Below are 16,507 nucleotides of genomic sequence, written 5' to 3' on the forward strand. Positions count from 1 at the left end.
CGTGCAGCACGGACGACGGGGTTGATCTGGATCAATCAGGAACGGGTTTCCACCCTGCCCCTGACAAATGTCAAGCCGATGAAGCCGCGCTGCGGCGGGTTACCCCGCGCTGGCGCACGCTGTCGCGTACATCCACATCGAACTGCAGCTGAAGCTGGCCGCCCTCGTCCAGGGCGATGTCGAACGGCAGGCCATCCCGGCACGGCAGGCGTGCTGCCAGTGCCTCTACCGCATCGCGCGGCAGCACCAGGCGGCAGAAGGTGCCGCCGTCCAGCATCACAGGCTGCTCGCCAGCATGCAGCGAGACCGCCATGCCCCAGCCTTCGATGCCGCCAAAGCGGGTCATGTTCTCGACCGATTCACCGGCCAGCAGGCGCGCAAGCTCGGCCTCGTCCAGGCGAAGCCGTACCGACTGGTCCTGCAACTGCACTTTCATGACGCAACATCCTCCCATTGTTCGGGGGTATTGCAGTTGACCAGTCCGGCCTCGTCAACCGGGGCCAGGGCGACGGTGTTCACGCCCAGGCCGCGCTGCAGCGCCTGCAGCGAGCGCGGGCCGTCGGGATCATCCAGCATCGATGCCAGCGCGGCCCGGCAAGCATCGTCCATATTCAGCAACATGGGCAGGGGGTGGCCCGTAAAGATCGTGCACGGACTGCGATGGCCGTCACGTAATTGCTGTAACAAACGCGGGGGCAGCAGCGGCGTATCCACCGGCACCACCCAGGCCGGGCCATCGGGCATGTGCGTGGCCACGCTGTAGAGCCCGCCCAGGGGGCCACAGCGCGCCACCTGGTCGGGGATGCCGCCGAAAGCCGGATAGTCGCCGCTTACCCAGACCCGCTTGGCGCCAGCCTGCAACAACAGGCCGCGCATGTGCTCCAGCAGCGTGCGCCCCTGCCACGGCAGCAACGCCTTGTCGCGACCCATGCGGCTGGACAGCCCGCCGGCCAGCACGATGCCGTCAATGCTGGTGGTCGTGCGCGTGGTCATGGGCGTGTGCGGGCTCGCTGTCCGCATGGCAGAGGCTGCACCCTTCGCTCCACTCGCTGTCGCCGTCCTCGTAATGCTCCTGCTTCCAGATCGGGCACTGGTGCTTGACCGCTTCGATCAGCTGCCGGCAGGCACGGAACGCTTCGTCACGGTGCGGGCTGCCGGCGGCGACCACCACTGCGACATCGCCGATACCCAACCGGCCCTTGGCGTGGGCCACGTACAGCTTCAGTTTCGGCCCGAACGCAGCCTCCACGTCCGCGGCCAGGCGCTTGAACTCGTTCAGCACCAGCGGCTCGAACAGGTCATAGGTGATGCCGGTCACCGGCCGGCCGATATTGACGTCGCGCACCTTGCCGATGAACACATCGATGCCGCCGAAACCCGGATCGGATACCGCAGCGATGCCCTCGGCCGGATCGATCGCCGCCTGCACGCGGTCCACCGCCTTCGCGATGATCTTCTCGCTCATGGCTCAGCCCCCGCTTACCGGCGGCAGGATCGCCACCCGGCCATCGTCGGGCAGTGCCTCGTGGTCGCGCAGCACGCGTTGCTGATCGGCGAATGCCGAGTAATCCAGCAGGCCCGCGCGGAAACCCGGCCAACGCACCGGCAACAGTTCACGCAGCGCCTGGCGCAGGTCGGCCACGGTGCCACCGGCCACGTTCACCGCGATCTCGCGGCTGGCATCCAGATCGGAAAAAGCACCGAACAACTGCAGATTCACCTGTTTCATCATCACTCCTGACTCACCAGCTGCACCGGTTCGTGGTGACCCCAGCCCTGCACGCGCACGTAGGTGCCCGCGTTGGCCAGGTCTCCCTCGGCCTCCAGCACCACCCAGGCGTTGGCCTGCAGCATCGACATCAAACGGAACGATTCCTGCCCGGACAGCACGCGCGCGCTCAGGCGCCCCTGCCCGTCCACCTCCACCCGCGCACGCGCGTGGAAGCGCAGGCCCGGCGGCTTGCGTACGTCGGCCTGCAACGGCAGCTGCAACACGGTTTCCGGCGCCAGCCCCAGCAGGCGGCGCAGCACCGGCTCCACGAAGAAGCGCTGGCCGACGGCGGCCGAAACCGGGTTGCCGGGCAGGCCGAAGTACAGCGCACCATTGGGCAGCACCGCGAACAGCAGCGGTTTGCCCGGGCGGATCGCCACCTTGTGGAACACGATGCGCGCACCGCGGCCACGCAGCGCATCGGGAACGAAATCGTAGCGGCCGGCCGACACCGCGCCGGTACTGATCAGCAGCTGTGCACCCGCAGCCAGCGCTTGATCCAGCACCGCGTTGAACGCGGCCACGTCGTCGCCCACCGTGCCCTGCCAGACCACCTCGGCGCCGGCCGCCTGCAGGCGGCCCACCAGATACGGCCGGTTGCTGTCACGGATCTGGCCCGATTCCAGCGCCTGCGCGGCCTCGGTCACCAGCTCCTTGCCGGTGGCGATCACAGCGGCCTTCGGTCGTGCCATCACCGCCACCTCACCCACGCCGATGGCGTGCAGCAGGGTGCGGGCGTTGATATCCAGCACCTGCCCGGCCTGCAGCACGCGCTCGCCGTCGCTCACGTCCTGCCCGCGCAGGCGCACGTGCTGGCCCGGCTTGGCCGGCGCCTTGAGGGCAATGCGGGTCGGGCGGCCGTCCTCGCTGGCGAGGATGTCCACGTTCTCGACCGGCACCACGGTGTCCAGTCCGGACGGCATGCGTGCACCGGTCATGATTTCCCAGGCGCCCTCGCCGCCCTCGGCACCGGCATCGCCTGCGGCCTGCCAGCCCTGCACGGCGAATTCGCGACCGGCGTCGAACGTCGCGCCGTTGGCGCGCAGCGCGAAACCGTCCATCGCAGAATTGTCGAACGGCGGCAGCGACTGCTCACTGATGACGTCACTGGCCAGAGTGCGGCCGCCGGCCTCATGCAGTGGCAGGCGCTCAGCCGGCAACGGCGTGGCTGCGTCCAGCAGGTGCTGCAGGGCTTCGCTATAGGCAATCATCAGTGGCCACCACCGTCGACCATCGCCAGCGCGTGGCCCAGCACCGGCGCCAGGATGTCCAGGCACTGTGCCGCCGCCTTCGGGCTGCCCGGCAGCGCGAACACCAGCATGGCGCCCAGCTGCACTACTTCGGCACGGCTCAGCCACGCCATCGGTGTGTGCTGCGCGCTCAGCGCCCGCATCATCTGTGCCAGGCCGTGCACCGGCCGCGCATTCAAGGAGCGCAGCGCCTCCGGGGTCAGGTCACGTGGGCCCAGCCCGGTACCGCCGGTACACAGGCACAGGCGCACGCCGTCGGCGGCCAATGCCTGCAGGCGCCCGGCCAGCGGCTCGATGCCATCGGGCAGCACCTCGGCGGCCACAACCTCACCGCCCAGCTTTTTCACACCGGTCACCAGGGTCGGGCCAGAGATATCTTCATAGGTGCCCTCGCTGGCGCGGTCGCTCAGCGTGATCACCGCGCAGGCCGCGCCCTCCAGACCCTTCGGTGCACGCGGCTTGAAGCGCGCGCGCTCGGCCTCGTCCATGCCATCGGGATGCAGCCACACACCGCGCTTGCCGCCTTCCTTGAACAGCAGGCGGATGCCTTCTATGCGCAGCGCCGGTTCCACCGGCTTGCTCAGGTCGTACAGGGTCAGCAGCGCCGCATTGACGCCGGCCAGTGCCTCCATCTCCACGCCGGTGCGCGCCTCGCTGGCGCACTCGCACCACACGCGGATCGCCTGCCGTTCCGGTACCGGCGCGCAGAACACCTGCACCAGCTCCAGCGGCAACGGGTGGCACAGCGGCATCAGCATCGAGGCCATCTTGGCGCCCTGCAGGCCGGCAATCTCGGCCATCACCAGCGCATCGCCCTTGGGCAGGCGGCGCTCGACAATCAGCGGATACGCTACCGGGCCGGCATGCAGCTCGCCCACCGCCACCGCACGGCGGCGGGTGATGCGCTTGTCGCGGACATCGGCCATATGGAAGGCCGCATTCAATTCCCCACTCATCGTGTTGCTCATCCTCCGATCGAGGCCAGGTGCGGGGTGAGCCCGGTCTGGCCCTGGTGCAGGCCATGCCCGGCCGCTTTCAGGCCAAGCTGGGTGGTGATGCGCGCCAGCAGCGCGTCATGGTCATCGTCGCTCTGCAGCAGCGGCCGCAGCGGCACACCGAACTCGCCGAACAGGCACAGCCGCAGGTCGCCCTTGGCGGTCACCCGCAGGCGGTTGCAGCCCTTGCAGAAGTCACGCGAATACGGGGCGATGATGCCGATGCTGCCGCGATGGTCGGGGTGCCCGAACTCGCGCGCCGGACCGGCATCGGCGGCCCGCGGGCGCTCGTGCCAGCCAGCGGCCAGCAGCTGCTCGATCACCACGTCGGCACGCAGGTGGTGGCGCTGGAAATAGGCTTCGTTGTCGCCGGTGCGCATCAGTTCGATGAAGCGCACGCTGAAGGGACGGTCGCGCAGGTAGTCCATCCACTGCGGCAGCTCGTCGTCGTTCAGGCCGCGAAGCAGCACCGCATTGAGCTTGATCGCCGGCAGGCCCAGTGCCTGCGCCAGGGCCAGGCCCTGCTCGATCTCCGGCAGGCGATCGTGCCCGGTAATGGCCTTGAAGCGCTCGCGCTGCAGGCTGTCCATGCTTACGTTCAGCGCGGTCAGCCCCGCCCGGTGCCAGCCGGGCAGGCGCCGCGGCAGCAGCGTGCCGTTGGTGGTGATGGCCACCTTGCGGATGCCCGGCACCGCCGCCACGGTGGCGATGATCTCGTCCAGGTCCTTGCGCAGGCTGGGTTCGCCGCCGGTCAGGCGGATCTTGCTCATGCCCAGCGCGGCGAACGCGCGCACCAGCCGCGCGATTTCATCCACCTGCAGGAAGCGCGGGCGGCCATCGGCCTGGTAGCCATCGGGCAGGCAGTAACTGCAACGGAAGTTGCAGGCTTCGGTCAACGACAGGCGCAGGTACGGAAAGCTGCGTCCGAAACCGTCGGTGAGTTGGCTCATGGCTGGTCCACCTTGTTGCTCCACCGTCTTGCCTGTGCCCGGAACGGCCCGGAAACCCTCGTCTGCTGGAACGATTGCCAGAGTACGCGGCCATCAGTTCCATGGGCATGACTTAAATCAATCGTCTTCGGCCCCACACGGCAGGCGTTGTGGCAGCATGCGGCTTTCCGTGCAGCGGGCGTGTGACAACCCTCATGATGATGAACGATTTCCAGCAGCTGCTGCACGCCGCAGGCCAGCAGGCTGAACCGCAACGCTTGCTGTTCGTATTCGTGCGCGCCGAGCTGCCCGAATCGCCCACCGACGACCAGCGCGACCGGCATGACCGCCGCGAGGGCGGCACCCTGTCGCCGGTGCTGTGCGTGGACAAGCTGCCCGCCGAAGTGCCCAGCTTCCAGGCGCTGGCGGCTGAATCGACCACCACCGGCATCGACTGGGACCTGGTGTTCGTGGCCGCGCTGGACGGCCGCGCCGGGTTCGCCCCCAACAGTGATGAGGCCGCGCGCCCGCTGAAACTGATGGTCAATGCCATCCATGACGGTCAGATCGGCCGCTTCGCCGCCTTCGACCGGGGCGGCGAGCCTGTTCAGTTCTATTGACCCACCAACTGCAGCGTCAGGAAGAAGATCACCAGCACGGTGTTCAGGCCCCAGGCCACGGTCAGCCCGCGCGCGGCCACGCCCAGGTTGGGATTGTGTGCGCTGGGCGCCGCCCGCCAGACCGCAGGGATGATCCAGCCGGTGTAGAGCAGCAGGGCGGCAAACACCCCCAGCAGCAGCGGCGTGCGCCCGTTGGCCAGGGCCCAGAGCGCCACGGCCCACAGAATGTTGCTGGGAATGACGCCCTGCAGCCAGAACACGCTCCAGAGGCGGGAACGGCCCGGGGTGTCGGGCGCCGGGTGCAGGGAAGCGGTGGCGGTCATAAGTCTCCTTCTGGTTAGGAAACGTGCTCGGGCAGCCTGCGCCTGGTGAATGGGAACGTCAAGATGTGGGCGGAAGGGAGGCGGCAGGCATGGCCCAGCGGCGCCGGAGAGCACTGCCCTGCGCAACGCCGCCCCTCGTGCTAGCGTCGCAAAGGCCGCCTGTTTTCGAAACCGGATACACCGGTCAATGCCCTCGCCCATCTCTATCACCCAGGAAGGAACTTCGCGTGTCAACCGCCAGAACGGCCGTCTTCGCCCTCTGCTTCTCCGCCTGCCTGCCAGCCCACGCCGCGCAGAATGCAGCCGCCGACATCAAGGCCATCGAACAGGTCGTCGAATCGTTCCGCACCTCGCTGATCAACAAGGACAAGCCGACCTACATGGGCCTGTTCTTCTCGGACAAGGCGGAAGACATCGGCTGGCAGTACGTTTCAGAGGATGTGCGCCTGCAGGACATCCGCAAGGCCAAGCCCGATGCGATCAAGGCGCGGAAGATTCCCGCCAATAATTTCATCGCGCTGATCGATGGAGTCGTGGCGTCGCCGAAGCCGAGGGAGGAAAAATTCTCCAACACGAAGATCGAGACCGATGGCGACGTGGCTTCGGTGTCGTTTGACTACAGCTTCCACGACGATGGGGTGAAGACCAACTGGGGCAAGGAGATGTGGCAGCTGATCCGCACCGAACAGGGCTGGAAGATCTTCTCGGTGGTCTATTCGATCCGCGATTCACGCAGCCCGGCGGAGTGAATCGCCGGCGGCCGCGCACGGCTATTCCTGCGTAGCTAGGTGACTCGGCCCTTCGCAGTACTACGCCGGTTGAGCGCAATGCTAACGAGGGTCCGACGCTTTCCCGACGCCCGTCTGCACATCCTGTCGCGAGGTCAATTCATGGCAGGACCGGCATGCAGCCACCTCACCCCAGGGACAGCGGCAAGTACCCGCATGGCAAGACCGGCCTTCGCCGCATCTTCCACACGCTGATCCATTCACGCGACGGCTTCATCGCCACCTTCCGGGGCGAAGCGGCCTTCCGGCAGCTGTTGCTGCTGCACGCACTTCTGATGGTCGCGGCGTTCGTGCTGGACATCAGCACGATCGAACGGGCCGTGGTGCTGGCCGTCTGCTTCATCAGCCTGCTGGTGGAGCTGCTCAACTCGGCCATCGAAGCAGTGGTCGACCGCATCTCGCTTGACCACCACCCGCTGTCCAAGAACGCCAAGGACATGGGCAGCGCTGCCCAGACCACCGCGCTGCTGATGGTCGGCACGGTGTGGGGCGTGATCCTGCTGGGCTAGGTCACGCCTGACCCGCCGGGCATGACCCGGCGCGCCCCTGGGCGGATGTCTTACTGCGTGGCCAGGGCAAAATCCAGGCCCGCACACACCGCCGCCACCTGCGCGTCGTTGCATTCCTGCGGGTTGGTGCGCGGGCTGTCCGGGTAGACCTCGGTGGTGGTGGCAAAGCGCGCGTCGGTGAAGCCGGCGCAAGCGCCGATCGAACGCGATTCACCCCAGACCACGCCCGGCGACTGCAACGGCAGGCCGACCAGATTGCCCTCGGCATCGGCCGGGGCGATGTGGGTGACCGGCGCAACCGCGGCGATCAGCGCCTTCTGGAATTCGGCCTGCGGATCTTCGCTGTTGCCGATCACGTAGAAGCCGTCCGGAATGGTGTCGCGCTCGAACGGCTTGCCGTCGCGGGCGCAACGGGCCGGATCGAACTCCTGCAGGTCGCTGTCGGTGGTCTCGTGCAGGTCCAGGTGCACCAAAAGGTTCGGCTTGCGCTCGGCCACCCAGCGCATCAGTGCGGCGGCTTCCTCGATCTGGCCGCCGTCACGGAAGCTGCGGTTCGGGTCGATGGCATCCGGGTTCCAGCGCTGGATGCGCTCGTAGCCCCACGGGCTGACGCACGGCGCCACGATCAGGTTCAGCCGGCCCAGGTAACGCTCGGCCTGCTGCTCCAGGAACTGCAGGGCGCCATGCACGCCGCTGGTCTCGTAGCCATGCACGCCGCCGGTGATCAGCGCGGTCGGCAGTGCCGGGTTCCAGTCGTGGTTGACCACCGCGAACAGCGGATAGTGGTCCGGGGCGTAGTCCAGCTGGCCGTACTGGATCACATCGAAGACGCTGTCATCCAGCCGCTCAAGGGCGGCCACCACGTCGTCGTGGTAGCTGCGCTGGCGCTGCTGGCGGGCCCGCCACTGTGCGCGTTCGGCGTCGCCCCAGGGCTGTCCGGGGGTGCCGATCGGATAGAACTGCGCAACAGTCATTGGGGAACTCCAGGGTCGAACGGGTGGGTGCAGCCGGTCATTCTAAGCCTTGTCGCGCCTGCGGGTCCCCTCCCCCTGCCCCGCCTTCATCCAGCCGGGGTCATCTGGTTGTAAAATCAGCGGTTTTTGGCCCCTCACCCCTTGATGGCGAACGCAGCGCAGCCGGTCCTGGGTGGACCGGAATTCCTCCGCCTGCTCGCCCGTCTCAGCGACGGCGCGATGCCGGCCAGCAGTCCCGCCCTGACCGATCGCCTCGGCCAGTGGGTGGACTGGAGCCGTGCCGTGGCCCTGTCCGGGGCGCTCGGCGGGCGCCTGCCCGAGCCGGGTGAGGCCGCCGAAGCAGTCGAGGATGTGCTGGCCGACTGCGCCCAGGCCCATGCCAGTCTGCTGGCCTCGATCCGCGAGGATGCCGAGGCCGAGCGCCTGCTCGACCTGGCCGAAGCCGTCGCCACCCCCAACTTCGCCTCGCTGCGCCAGCGCTATCGGGTGCTGCAGCAGGCCATCCAGACCGCCACCGGGCGCCTGCGCGGCCGCCTGCGCGACCAGCTGGTACAGGTTTCGCCCGAGCTGGCACGGCTGGCAGAGGTCGATGCGGTGATGGAACAGACCCTCACCCCGCGCGAGCACAGCCTGCTGGCCACTGCGCCGGCGGTGCTCGGCGCCCGTTTTGAACGCGTGCACGGCCAGCCGGGCTGGCGCGCGGCCTTCCGCCATGACATGCGCACCCTGCTGCTCGCCGAGCTGCAGCTGCGCTTCCACCCGATCGAAGGGCTGCAAGACGCCCTGCGCTCCCACTGACCGGAACACCATGTCCAGAACTGCTTTCCATGTCGTTGTTTTCCTTGTCGGCCTGCTGGCCGTGTGCTGGATCGGCATTGGCTACGTTTCGGTGCATCCGTTGGGGGCAGCGGTGGCCGCGATCATCGCCGCCTGCTACATCGCCGGTGGCGTGGAGCTGTACCGCTACCGCCAGGCCAGCAACGGCCTGCGCACTGCGCTGAGCGACCTGTCCAGCGCGAAGGAAAGCCTGGCCCCCTGGCTGGAGCGTGTGCCGGTGGGCCTGCGCAACGCCGTGCGCCTGCGCGTGGAAGGCGAGCGCACCGCCCTGCCCGCGCCGGTGCTGACTCCCTACCTGGTCGGCCTGCTGGTGCTGCTGGGCATGCTCGGCACCCTGCTGGGCATGATGGATACCCTGCGCGGCACCGGCCTGGCCCTGCAGAGCGCGACCGACATGGCTGCCATCCGCGGCTCGCTGGCCTCGCCGGTGCAGGGCCTTGCGGTGGCGTTCGGCACCTCGATCGCCGGTGTTGCCAGCTCGGCGATGCTGGGCCTGCTGGCTGCCCTGCTGCGTCGTGACCGCCTGCAGGCCGTGCAGCAGCTGGACCGTGCGATTGCCGGCGACCTGCACCCGTACTCGCAAGCCTGGCAGCGCGCCGAATCGCTGCGCCTGCTGCAGGCGCAGTCCGCTGCGTTGCCGGCACTGGTCGACCGCCTGCAGGCGATGACCCAGACCTTTGAACAGCACAGCACCGCCGCCAATGAACGCCTGCTGGCCGGCCAGGCCGAGTTCCTTACCCAGAGCCAGGCCCTGCAGGAGCGCCTGGCCGTGTCGCTGCAACAGTCGCTGCGCGAAGGTGCCGAAGCCAGCGCGGCCGCCATCGGTGGCGCACTGCAGCCGATGGCCGAGACCACCCTGGCCGGGCTGGCCCAGCATGGCCAGGCCCTGCATGCCCGTGTCGAGCAGGCGGTGCAGCAGCAGCTGGCCGGTCTCAGCGACGGTTTCGAGCGCAGCCGCGTTGCCACCGAAGCCAGCTGGGCCAAGGTGGTGAGCGAGCAGACCCAGGCACAACAGGCGCTGGTGAGCGATCTTCGCCAGCACCTGCAGGCCTTCAGCGATGGCCAGGGCACGCACGCCGAAGCGCTGGTGACACGCATCGGCGAGCGCCTGCAGGCCGATTCTCGCGACAATGCAGACGCCTGGCGCGCCGCCGCCGAACAGCAGCAGGCACTGAATACCGCGCTGGTCGAACGCCAGCAGCAGGCACTGCTGGCCGCCAGCGAGCATCTGGACGCGCGTGCCGAGGCACTGCTGCAATCACTGGACCAGCGCCATGCTGCCAGCCAGTCCTTGCTGCAGGAGCACGAAAACCAGCGTTCGCAGCAGTGGCAGGCCGCGCAGGCCGCCGCCGCTGCCGCACACACTGAACTGCAGGCCAGCCTGGACAGCCGCGAGCAGCAGCGCCAGGCGCGTTGGGACGCGATCAGTGCCGAACTGCAGCAGGCGCACGCCACCCTGCAGGCGCAATTGCAGGCCGGTGACGAACAGCGCCTACAGCGCTGGAGCGATGCCCTGCAGCACGTCTCCACCGATCTGGCCCAGCGCCTGCAGGCCAACGGCGAACGCCTGGCCGCGCAGCAGCAGCAGGTCTGCGACACGCTGGCCGAGACGGCGCAGCAGATCGGCGAGAACGGCCGCGCCCAGGCCAGCGCCACGCTGGCGGAAGTCTCCACCCTGCTGCAGACCGCCGCCGCCGCGCCGAAGGCCGCCGCCGACGTCATCAACGAGTTGCGCAGCACGCTCTCCGAGAGCCTGGTGCGCGACAACGCGATGCTGGAAGAGCGCGGCCGCCTGCTGGCCACCGTGCAGACCCTGCTGGATGCGATCAACCACGCCTCGCACGAACAGCGCACCGCGGTGGACGCACTGGTGGGCGGCTCGGCCGAGCTGCTGGAACGCGTCGGCAACCGCTTCACCGACCATATCGCCGCGGAGACCGGCAAGCTGGATGGCATTGCAGCAGCCCTCAGCGGCAGCGCCAGTGACGTTGGCCAGTTGGCCGGCACGTTCGGCGAGGCGGTCGCACAGTTCGGCAGCGCTTCCACCGAACTGTCCGGCCGCTTGGAGCAGATTGGCGGCGCGCTGGATGCCTCGCTGGCCCGCAGCGACGAGCAGCTGGCCTACTACGTGGCGCAGGCACGCGAGGTGGTCGATCTCAGCCTGCTGTCGCAGAAGCAGGTGATGGAAGAACTGCAGCAGCTGGCCGCGCGCCGCGGCAAGGCCGGCAGCGCATGAGCGACGAGCTGGAGGTCGACGGCGGTTCACACGCCCCGATCTGGGCCGCCTTCGGCGACCTGATGTCGGTGCTGCTGGGGGCGTTCGTGCTGATCCTTGTCGGGGTGGTCGCGGTGCAGCTGGAGCTGTCGCAGCGGCTGGACCAGGAAGTGAAGCAGCGCCAGGCCGAAGCCAAGCGCCTGCAGACGCTGGAACAGGCGCTGGCCGGTCCGTTGGCGGCCGGCCGTGTAACCCTGGTCGATGGCCGCATCGGCATCAGTGGCAGCGTGCTGTTCGCACTGAACTCGGACCAGTTGCAGCCAGAAGGCCAGGAGCTGCTGCGCAGCCTCGCTGCGCCGCTGGCCGCCTATCTGGGCAGCCGCGAAGAAATCCTGATGGTCAGCGGCTTCACCGACGACGCGCCCGTGCGCGAAGGCAACCGCCGTTTCGCCGACAACTGGGAGCTGTCCGCGCAACGTTCGCTGACCGTGACCCGCACTCTGATCGCCGACGGGGTGCCCGCCGATGCCGTGTTTGCCGCCGCATTCGGCAGCGAGCAGCCGGTCAGTTCCAACGCGAGCGAAGATGGACGCGCGCGCAACCGGCGCGTGGAAATCGCGCCGATTCCCAAGCCCAAGGCCCCGGATGCCAAGTAAGCCACCCGCACTGGATAGCCTGCGTGCGCTGGTGCGCGACCTCGATGCGGGATCGCGCTCGCTGCCGCATTACCCGCAGGTGCCGATGCTGCAGCAGGTGCAGCGCGAGTGGTCGGAACTGCGCAGCGAACTGCAGGTGCGTCGCTCATTGCGCACCGAGGCCCCGGCCGACGGCGGCCCGCTGAACTCGGCGGTACTGGTGCAGCGCATGCTGGACACGATGCAGGCGACCAGCCCCGGTTACCTGCGCCACTTCATCGACTACGTGGACACCCTGTCGTGGCTGCAGGCACTGCAGGACGGTTCTACCAGCGGTGCAGATACCGCGAAGCCGAAGCGCACGCGCAAGCCGCGCAACGCTGGCTGATCGCGCATTGACGCCGACCTCGTTCGGCGCCGCTGGATACGACACTCCTGATCCGCGCGCCTAGATACGATGCTCCGGATCGGCGCGTCTGGTAAAGGCCAACCTTGGTTGGCGCTCCACCAACCGGATAGCGCAGCGTCTGTTCGCCGCTGCGCATGCCAACCAAGGTTGGCATCTACCCATGCATGCGTCGGCATGCCACGCGTGTAGCGGTGTCACCAGACAGTCATCTGTCTAGCGCACCATTTTCACGTTGACCCACGGCGCCTGCAGCGCCCGCCGGTCGCATCGGTTGTCTCCCCTTTTCAACTCCATGAGCTCCGCACCGACGCGGTGGCTCGTGCCTGCCTGAGTGTCCGCAACATGACGAAGACTTTGTTGGCCGCTGCGCTGTCGATCGCGCTCGCTCCCGCGGCCTGGGCGCAGGATGCTGCCCCGACCTCCAGCACGCCCTCCGCCACCACCCTCGATGCGGTCTCTGTGATCGGCAGCGGTGAAGCCCGCCAGGTGCAGCGCATCACCCGCGAGAACCTCGACATCCTGCCGCCGGGCACCAGCCTGCAGAAGACCCTGAACCTGCTGCCGGGCGTCAACGCGCAGTCGGCCGATGCGCTGGGCACCAACGAGCAGTCGATGACGCTGAGCCTGCGCGGCTTCAACTCCACCCGTCTCGGTTACACGCTCGACGGCGTGCCGCTGGGCGATGGCGCGTACAACAACTACAACGGCCTGACCATCAACCGTGCGCTGATCAGCGAGAACATGGCCGGTGCGGAACTGGCGGTGGGTATCGGCAGCCTCGGTACGCCGTCCACCAGCAACCTCGGCGGCACGATTTCCTATACCTCCGACCGCCCGGCCCAGGAACTCGGCGGCCGCGTGGTGCAGACCTTCGGCAGCGATGCCAACCGCCGCACCTTCGTGCGCGTGGACAGCGGCGAGTACAACGGTTTCTCCGGCTACGTGTCCGGCATGAACGCCGTCTCCGATCTGTGGAACGACCAGACCGCCTACAATAAATCCACTACCAAGCAGTTCAATGCCAAGGGTGTGTGGAACTTCGAACGTGGCCAGATCACCGGTTTCGTCGATACCTCACGCACCACCCAGGCCGACTACTTCTACCTGTCCAAGGATGAGATGTCGCGCGGTCTCGGCTGGGACTGGGGCGGCTACGCACCGGACTGGAACAAGGCGGTGGCCAAGGCCTACTGCAACACGGCCAGTTTCAACGCGAAGAAGTGCGACAGCAGCGGCCCGGACAAGGATGCCGACGGTGCCTTCACCGCCGGGCAGATCCTGCGTGACGACAACCTGTACTATCTGGCCGGCGACTTCTTCCTGGCCGATGGCTTCAGCCTACGCGCGCTGGCCTACCACCATGATGACCGCGGCGAAGGCCACAACTGGAACAGCGGTGCGTGGTCGAACAAGGGCACCGCGCAGGAGATTCCGATCATCTTCCGCAATACCATCTACACCATCGACCGCGACGGCGGCACGCTGTCCTTCGACTGGGAGCTGGGCGCGCACCGCATCGAAGGCGGCGTCTGGTACGAGCGCAACACCAGCAGCGCCGAGCGCTACCAGACCGCCGTGGACGGCCCGCGTGACCTGAGCGGCATGAACACCCTGCCCTCCGATGTCGGCGTGTTCGCCCAGCGTACCCGCTGGAAGACCCATCAGTTCTTCCTGAAGGACACCTGGCGCCTGCTGGATGACCGCCTGACCCTGGAGTTCGGCGCCAAGAGCCCACACGCGACCTCCGATGCGCAGGCGCTGCCGGGCGACGCAAAGACGCCGATCTCGCCGAGCTCGAACAACCAGTTCGCCACCGGTTCGCTCAAGGCCAGCAAGAATTTCCTGCCCAGCATCGGCGCCAACTTCCGCCTGGCCGAACACCATGAAGTCTTCGCCAGCTATGCCGAGAACATCGCCATGTTCCAGGGCGGCTTCAAGCTCGGTCCGCAAGCGGTCAGCCAAGCGACCTGGAATGCGCAGGGCAACCTGAAGCCGGAGGAATCTCGCTCTCTGGAAGCCGGCTACCGCTTCGTCACCGATACCCTGCAGGCCTCGGTCGCGGCCTACAGCGTGCGCTTCGACAACCGCCTGCTGCAGTACAACCCCTGTGACTCGCGGCAGCCGGTCGGCCCGACCTGCGGCAATCGCTTCTACAACGTCGGCGGCGTCGACAGCCGTGGTGCCGAGCTGACCGTGCTGTGGACCCCGAACGAGCACTTCAGCTGGTACACCTCGGCCTCGCTGAACCGCTCGACCTATGCCTCCAACTACGTGCAGGCCGGCGTCGAGCAGCAGATCAAGGGCAAGATCCAGACCGACACGCCCAAGCAGCTGCTGGCCACCGAAATCACCTGGCGTGACAACGGCTGGTTTGCCAGCCTGCGTGGCAAGTACACCGGCGAGCGCTTCTACACCTACACCAACGACCAGGGCTTCGGCGGCTTCACCGTGTTCGATCTGGCCGGTGGCTATGACTTCGGCCAGGTCGGTTTCGCCAAGGGCGTGCGCCTGGCGTTCAACGTGACCAACCTGACCAACAAGCGCTACGCCAGCAACCTGGATTCGAGCGTGTTCGCGCCCAGCGACCCGGCCGGCAAGCTGTACGTGTTCCATGCCTCGGCACCGCGCCAGGTGTTCGGTACGATCGACCTTCGCTTCTGATCGACCGCCCGGAGTCCACCGATGCTCGCGACCGCCCTGCTGCTGGCCACCCTCTCCGCCAGCGGATACTCCGCCCCACATGAGGCCACTGGTGCGCCGCCACGCACCCTTGAACTGGGCGGCCGCACCTACGTGGATAGAGGCCTAGTCGCCGCCGGGCGGCTGCCGGCGGGCACGGTGGACTTCCTCGGCGACACGCTGGGCTCGTTCTCGTCGCTGGCGGTACAGCCCGGCACCTGGAAGCGCACCGCCAACGGCTACCAGGGCGTGCTGTGGACCCTGCCCGACCGTGGCCGCAACGATCCCGAGGCCGGCCTGTTCTACGACTACGCCGGCCGCGTGGAGCGCATGCAGCTGCGCATCGACACCACCCCGGGCAAGCCCGGTGCGCTGGGCACGCTGAGCATGGTGCCCGACAAGGGCGTGGTGCTGAAGGACTTCAACGGGCAACCCTTCACCGGTGCCGACCCGGGCGACCACACCATCATCCAGCGCGACGTGGTGCTGCCCTCGCCCGCCAGCGGCGCCGGTGCGGGCAAGGTCTCGCTGGATGCGGAATCGCTGCAGTTCAGCGCCGACGGTCATTTCTACATCGGCGACGAGTACACCGCCAATGTCTACTATTTCGATGCGCAGGGCCAGCTGCAGGGCGTGATCGTGGCGCCGCCCGCGATCCGCCCGCAGCGCGAGGGCAAGCCGGCCTTCGGTTCATTGGTGCCGCCGCAGACCGGTCGGCGCAACAACCAGGGCGTGGAAGGCATGGGCCTGTCACCCGATGGCGGCCGCCTGTTCGTGGCGCTTCAGAGCGCGACGCTGCAGGACAGCGCGCAGGGCAATGCGGCCGGACGCATCAATACCCGCGTGCTGGTTTATGACGTGACGACCTCACCGACGCCACAGCAGCCGATCGGCCATTACGTGATGGCTTTGCCCGCGTACGCGCACGACGGCAAGGGCAAGCTGGACCGTACCGCCGCGCAGAGCGAACTGCGCGCACTGGATGCCAACCGCTTCCTGCTGCTGGCCCGTGATGGCAACGGCCTCGGCAAGGACGGTGACGACCCCATCGTCTACAAGTCTGTGCTGCTGGTGGATGTGTCTGCTGCCAGCAACCTGGCCGGCAGCACCTACGAAACCCGCACGACCCCGGTACTGGCCGACGCGGTGGACACCACGTTGAAGGCGGGCATCGTGCCCGCGCGTAGCGACGAGCTGCTGAACCTGCTCGACCGCCCGCAGCTTGCGCGTGCCGGGCTGGACCTGGACACCAAGCGCGGCCCGCATGCTGGCCTGCTGTCGGAGAAGTGGGAAGCCATGGACGTAGTGCCGGCCCTGGACCCGCGACACCCGAACGACCTGCTGCTGTTGATCGGCAACGACAACGACTTCATCGCCCGCCACTGCCGCATGCAGGGCGAGGCTTGTGACAGCCCGTACGACAACGACAACCGCGTGCTGGTGTACCGCCTGACGCTGCCTTGAGACACCGCTTGGCATGGCTGGCGTTGTCGGATCGGCGCGATACGCCCTGTAGAGTCGAGCCATGCTCGACTCATGCCGCAACGCAGTCGAGCATGGCTCGACTCTACAA

At 67.7% G+C, this 16,507-nt stretch carries 18 protein-coding genes; 9 read left to right on the forward strand and 9 right to left on the reverse strand.

Features of this window, described 5'->3' with window-relative positions:
• Positions 1-70: 70 nt before the first annotated feature.
• Genes VN11_RS12350 through moaA form a run of 7 tightly spaced genes read right to left on the reverse strand, consistent with a single transcriptional unit; the run spans position 71 to position 4,966 of the window.
• The gene (locus VN11_RS12350; protein ID WP_053449944.1) at positions 71-436 is read right to left on the reverse strand and encodes a DUF7009 family protein; all 366 of its coding nucleotides are present in this window, start codon (positions 434-436) and stop codon (positions 71-73) included.
• Positions 433-993, reverse strand: a complete 561-nt coding sequence (gene mobA / locus VN11_RS12355) for a molybdenum cofactor guanylyltransferase (protein WP_053449945.1) — start codon at positions 991-993, stop codon at positions 433-435. Before mobA ends, VN11_RS12350 begins: the two co-directional genes overlap by 4 nt.
• The gene (locus VN11_RS12360) at positions 965-1,465 is read right to left on the reverse strand and encodes a molybdenum cofactor biosynthesis protein MoaE (protein WP_053449946.1); all 501 of its coding nucleotides are present in this window, start codon (positions 1,463-1,465) and stop codon (positions 965-967) included. The genes mobA and VN11_RS12360 overlap by 29 nt, the downstream gene beginning before the upstream one ends.
• A gap of 3 nt (positions 1,466-1,468) precedes the next feature.
• A complete protein-coding gene (locus VN11_RS12365; RefSeq protein WP_053449947.1) occupies positions 1,469-1,729 on the reverse strand; it encodes a MoaD/ThiS family protein in 261 nt (86 codons plus the stop codon).
• Between the two features lie 2 nt (positions 1,730-1,731).
• Complete coding sequence (locus VN11_RS12370; RefSeq protein WP_053449948.1) at positions 1,732-2,982, reverse strand: molybdopterin molybdotransferase MoeA; 1,251 nt, start codon at positions 2,980-2,982, stop codon at positions 1,732-1,734.
• Entirely contained in the window at positions 2,982-3,977 is a 996-nt protein-coding gene (moaCB, locus tag VN11_RS12375) for a bifunctional molybdenum cofactor biosynthesis protein MoaC/MoaB (RefSeq protein WP_053451325.1), read from the reverse strand. Before moaCB ends, VN11_RS12370 begins: the two co-directional genes overlap by 1 nt.
• 8 nt (positions 3,978-3,985) lie before the next feature.
• Positions 3,986-4,966, reverse strand: coding sequence for a GTP 3',8-cyclase MoaA (gene moaA / locus VN11_RS12380; protein ID WP_053449949.1), 981 nt, complete (start codon positions 4,964-4,966; stop codon positions 3,986-3,988).
• Between the two features lie 194 nt (positions 4,967-5,160).
• Between moaA and VN11_RS12385 the strand changes: the two genes are divergently transcribed.
• On the forward strand, positions 5,161-5,565 hold the full coding sequence (locus VN11_RS12385; protein WP_053449950.1) for a hypothetical protein: 405 nt from the start codon (positions 5,161-5,163) through the stop codon (positions 5,563-5,565).
• Here the strand turns inward: VN11_RS12385 and VN11_RS12390 are convergent.
• Positions 5,559-5,888, reverse strand: a complete 330-nt coding sequence (locus VN11_RS12390; RefSeq protein WP_008264732.1) for a hypothetical protein — start codon at positions 5,886-5,888, stop codon at positions 5,559-5,561. The two genes, VN11_RS12385 and VN11_RS12390, sit on opposite strands and share 7 nt — an antisense overlap.
• A 227-nt stretch (positions 5,889-6,115) precedes the next feature.
• On the opposite strand from VN11_RS12390, the gene VN11_RS12395 reads away from it, so the two are divergent.
• Both VN11_RS12395 and VN11_RS12400 read left to right on the forward strand, forming a co-directional pair.
• Positions 6,116-6,637 (forward strand): nuclear transport factor 2 family protein, encoded by a 522-nt coding sequence (locus VN11_RS12395; protein WP_053449951.1) that lies wholly within the window; start codon positions 6,116-6,118, stop codon positions 6,635-6,637.
• Between the two features lie 155 nt (positions 6,638-6,792).
• Positions 6,793-7,185: a diacylglycerol kinase gene (locus VN11_RS12400; protein ID WP_008265627.1), complete on the forward strand. Its 393-nt coding sequence runs from the start codon at positions 6,793-6,795 to the stop codon at positions 7,183-7,185.
• 50 nt (positions 7,186-7,235) lie between these two features.
• Here VN11_RS12400 and VN11_RS12405 read toward each other — a convergent pair whose 3' ends face one another.
• Positions 7,236-8,159, reverse strand: a complete 924-nt coding sequence (locus VN11_RS12405) for a M14 family metallopeptidase (protein WP_053449952.1) — start codon at positions 8,157-8,159, stop codon at positions 7,236-7,238.
• 144 nt (positions 8,160-8,303) lie between these two features.
• On the opposite strand from VN11_RS12405, the gene VN11_RS12410 reads away from it, so the two are divergent.
• The 6 genes from VN11_RS12410 to VN11_RS12435 all read left to right on the forward strand — a co-directional run bounded on the left by VN11_RS12410 (position 8,304) and on the right by VN11_RS12435 (position 16,398).
• The gene (locus tag VN11_RS12410; RefSeq protein WP_053449953.1) at positions 8,304-8,957 is read left to right on the forward strand and encodes a DUF3348 family protein; all 654 of its coding nucleotides are present in this window, start codon (positions 8,304-8,306) and stop codon (positions 8,955-8,957) included.
• 10 nt (positions 8,958-8,967) lie between these two features.
• Entirely contained in the window at positions 8,968-11,232 is a 2,265-nt protein-coding gene (locus tag VN11_RS12415; RefSeq protein ID WP_053449954.1) for a DUF802 domain-containing protein, read from the forward strand.
• The gene (locus VN11_RS12420; RefSeq protein ID WP_006449800.1) at positions 11,229-11,867 is read left to right on the forward strand and encodes an OmpA family protein; all 639 of its coding nucleotides are present in this window, start codon (positions 11,229-11,231) and stop codon (positions 11,865-11,867) included. Before VN11_RS12415 ends, VN11_RS12420 begins: the two co-directional genes overlap by 4 nt.
• The gene (locus tag VN11_RS12425; protein ID WP_238581801.1) at positions 11,797-12,234 is read left to right on the forward strand and encodes a DUF2894 domain-containing protein; all 438 of its coding nucleotides are present in this window, start codon (positions 11,797-11,799) and stop codon (positions 12,232-12,234) included. Before VN11_RS12420 ends, VN11_RS12425 begins: the two co-directional genes overlap by 71 nt.
• Positions 12,235-12,597: 363 nt before the next feature.
• Entirely contained in the window at positions 12,598-14,916 is a 2,319-nt protein-coding gene (locus tag VN11_RS12430) for a TonB-dependent receptor (RefSeq protein ID WP_053449956.1), read from the forward strand.
• 21 nt (positions 14,917-14,937) lie between these two features.
• Entirely contained in the window at positions 14,938-16,398 is a 1,461-nt protein-coding gene (locus tag VN11_RS12435) for an esterase-like activity of phytase family protein (RefSeq protein WP_053449957.1), read from the forward strand.
• The last annotated feature ends 109 nt before the right edge of the window (positions 16,399-16,507 follow it).

Source organism: Stenotrophomonas maltophilia (assembly GCF_001274595.1).
Classification (GTDB): Bacteria; Pseudomonadota; Gammaproteobacteria; order Xanthomonadales; family Xanthomonadaceae; genus Stenotrophomonas; species Stenotrophomonas forensis.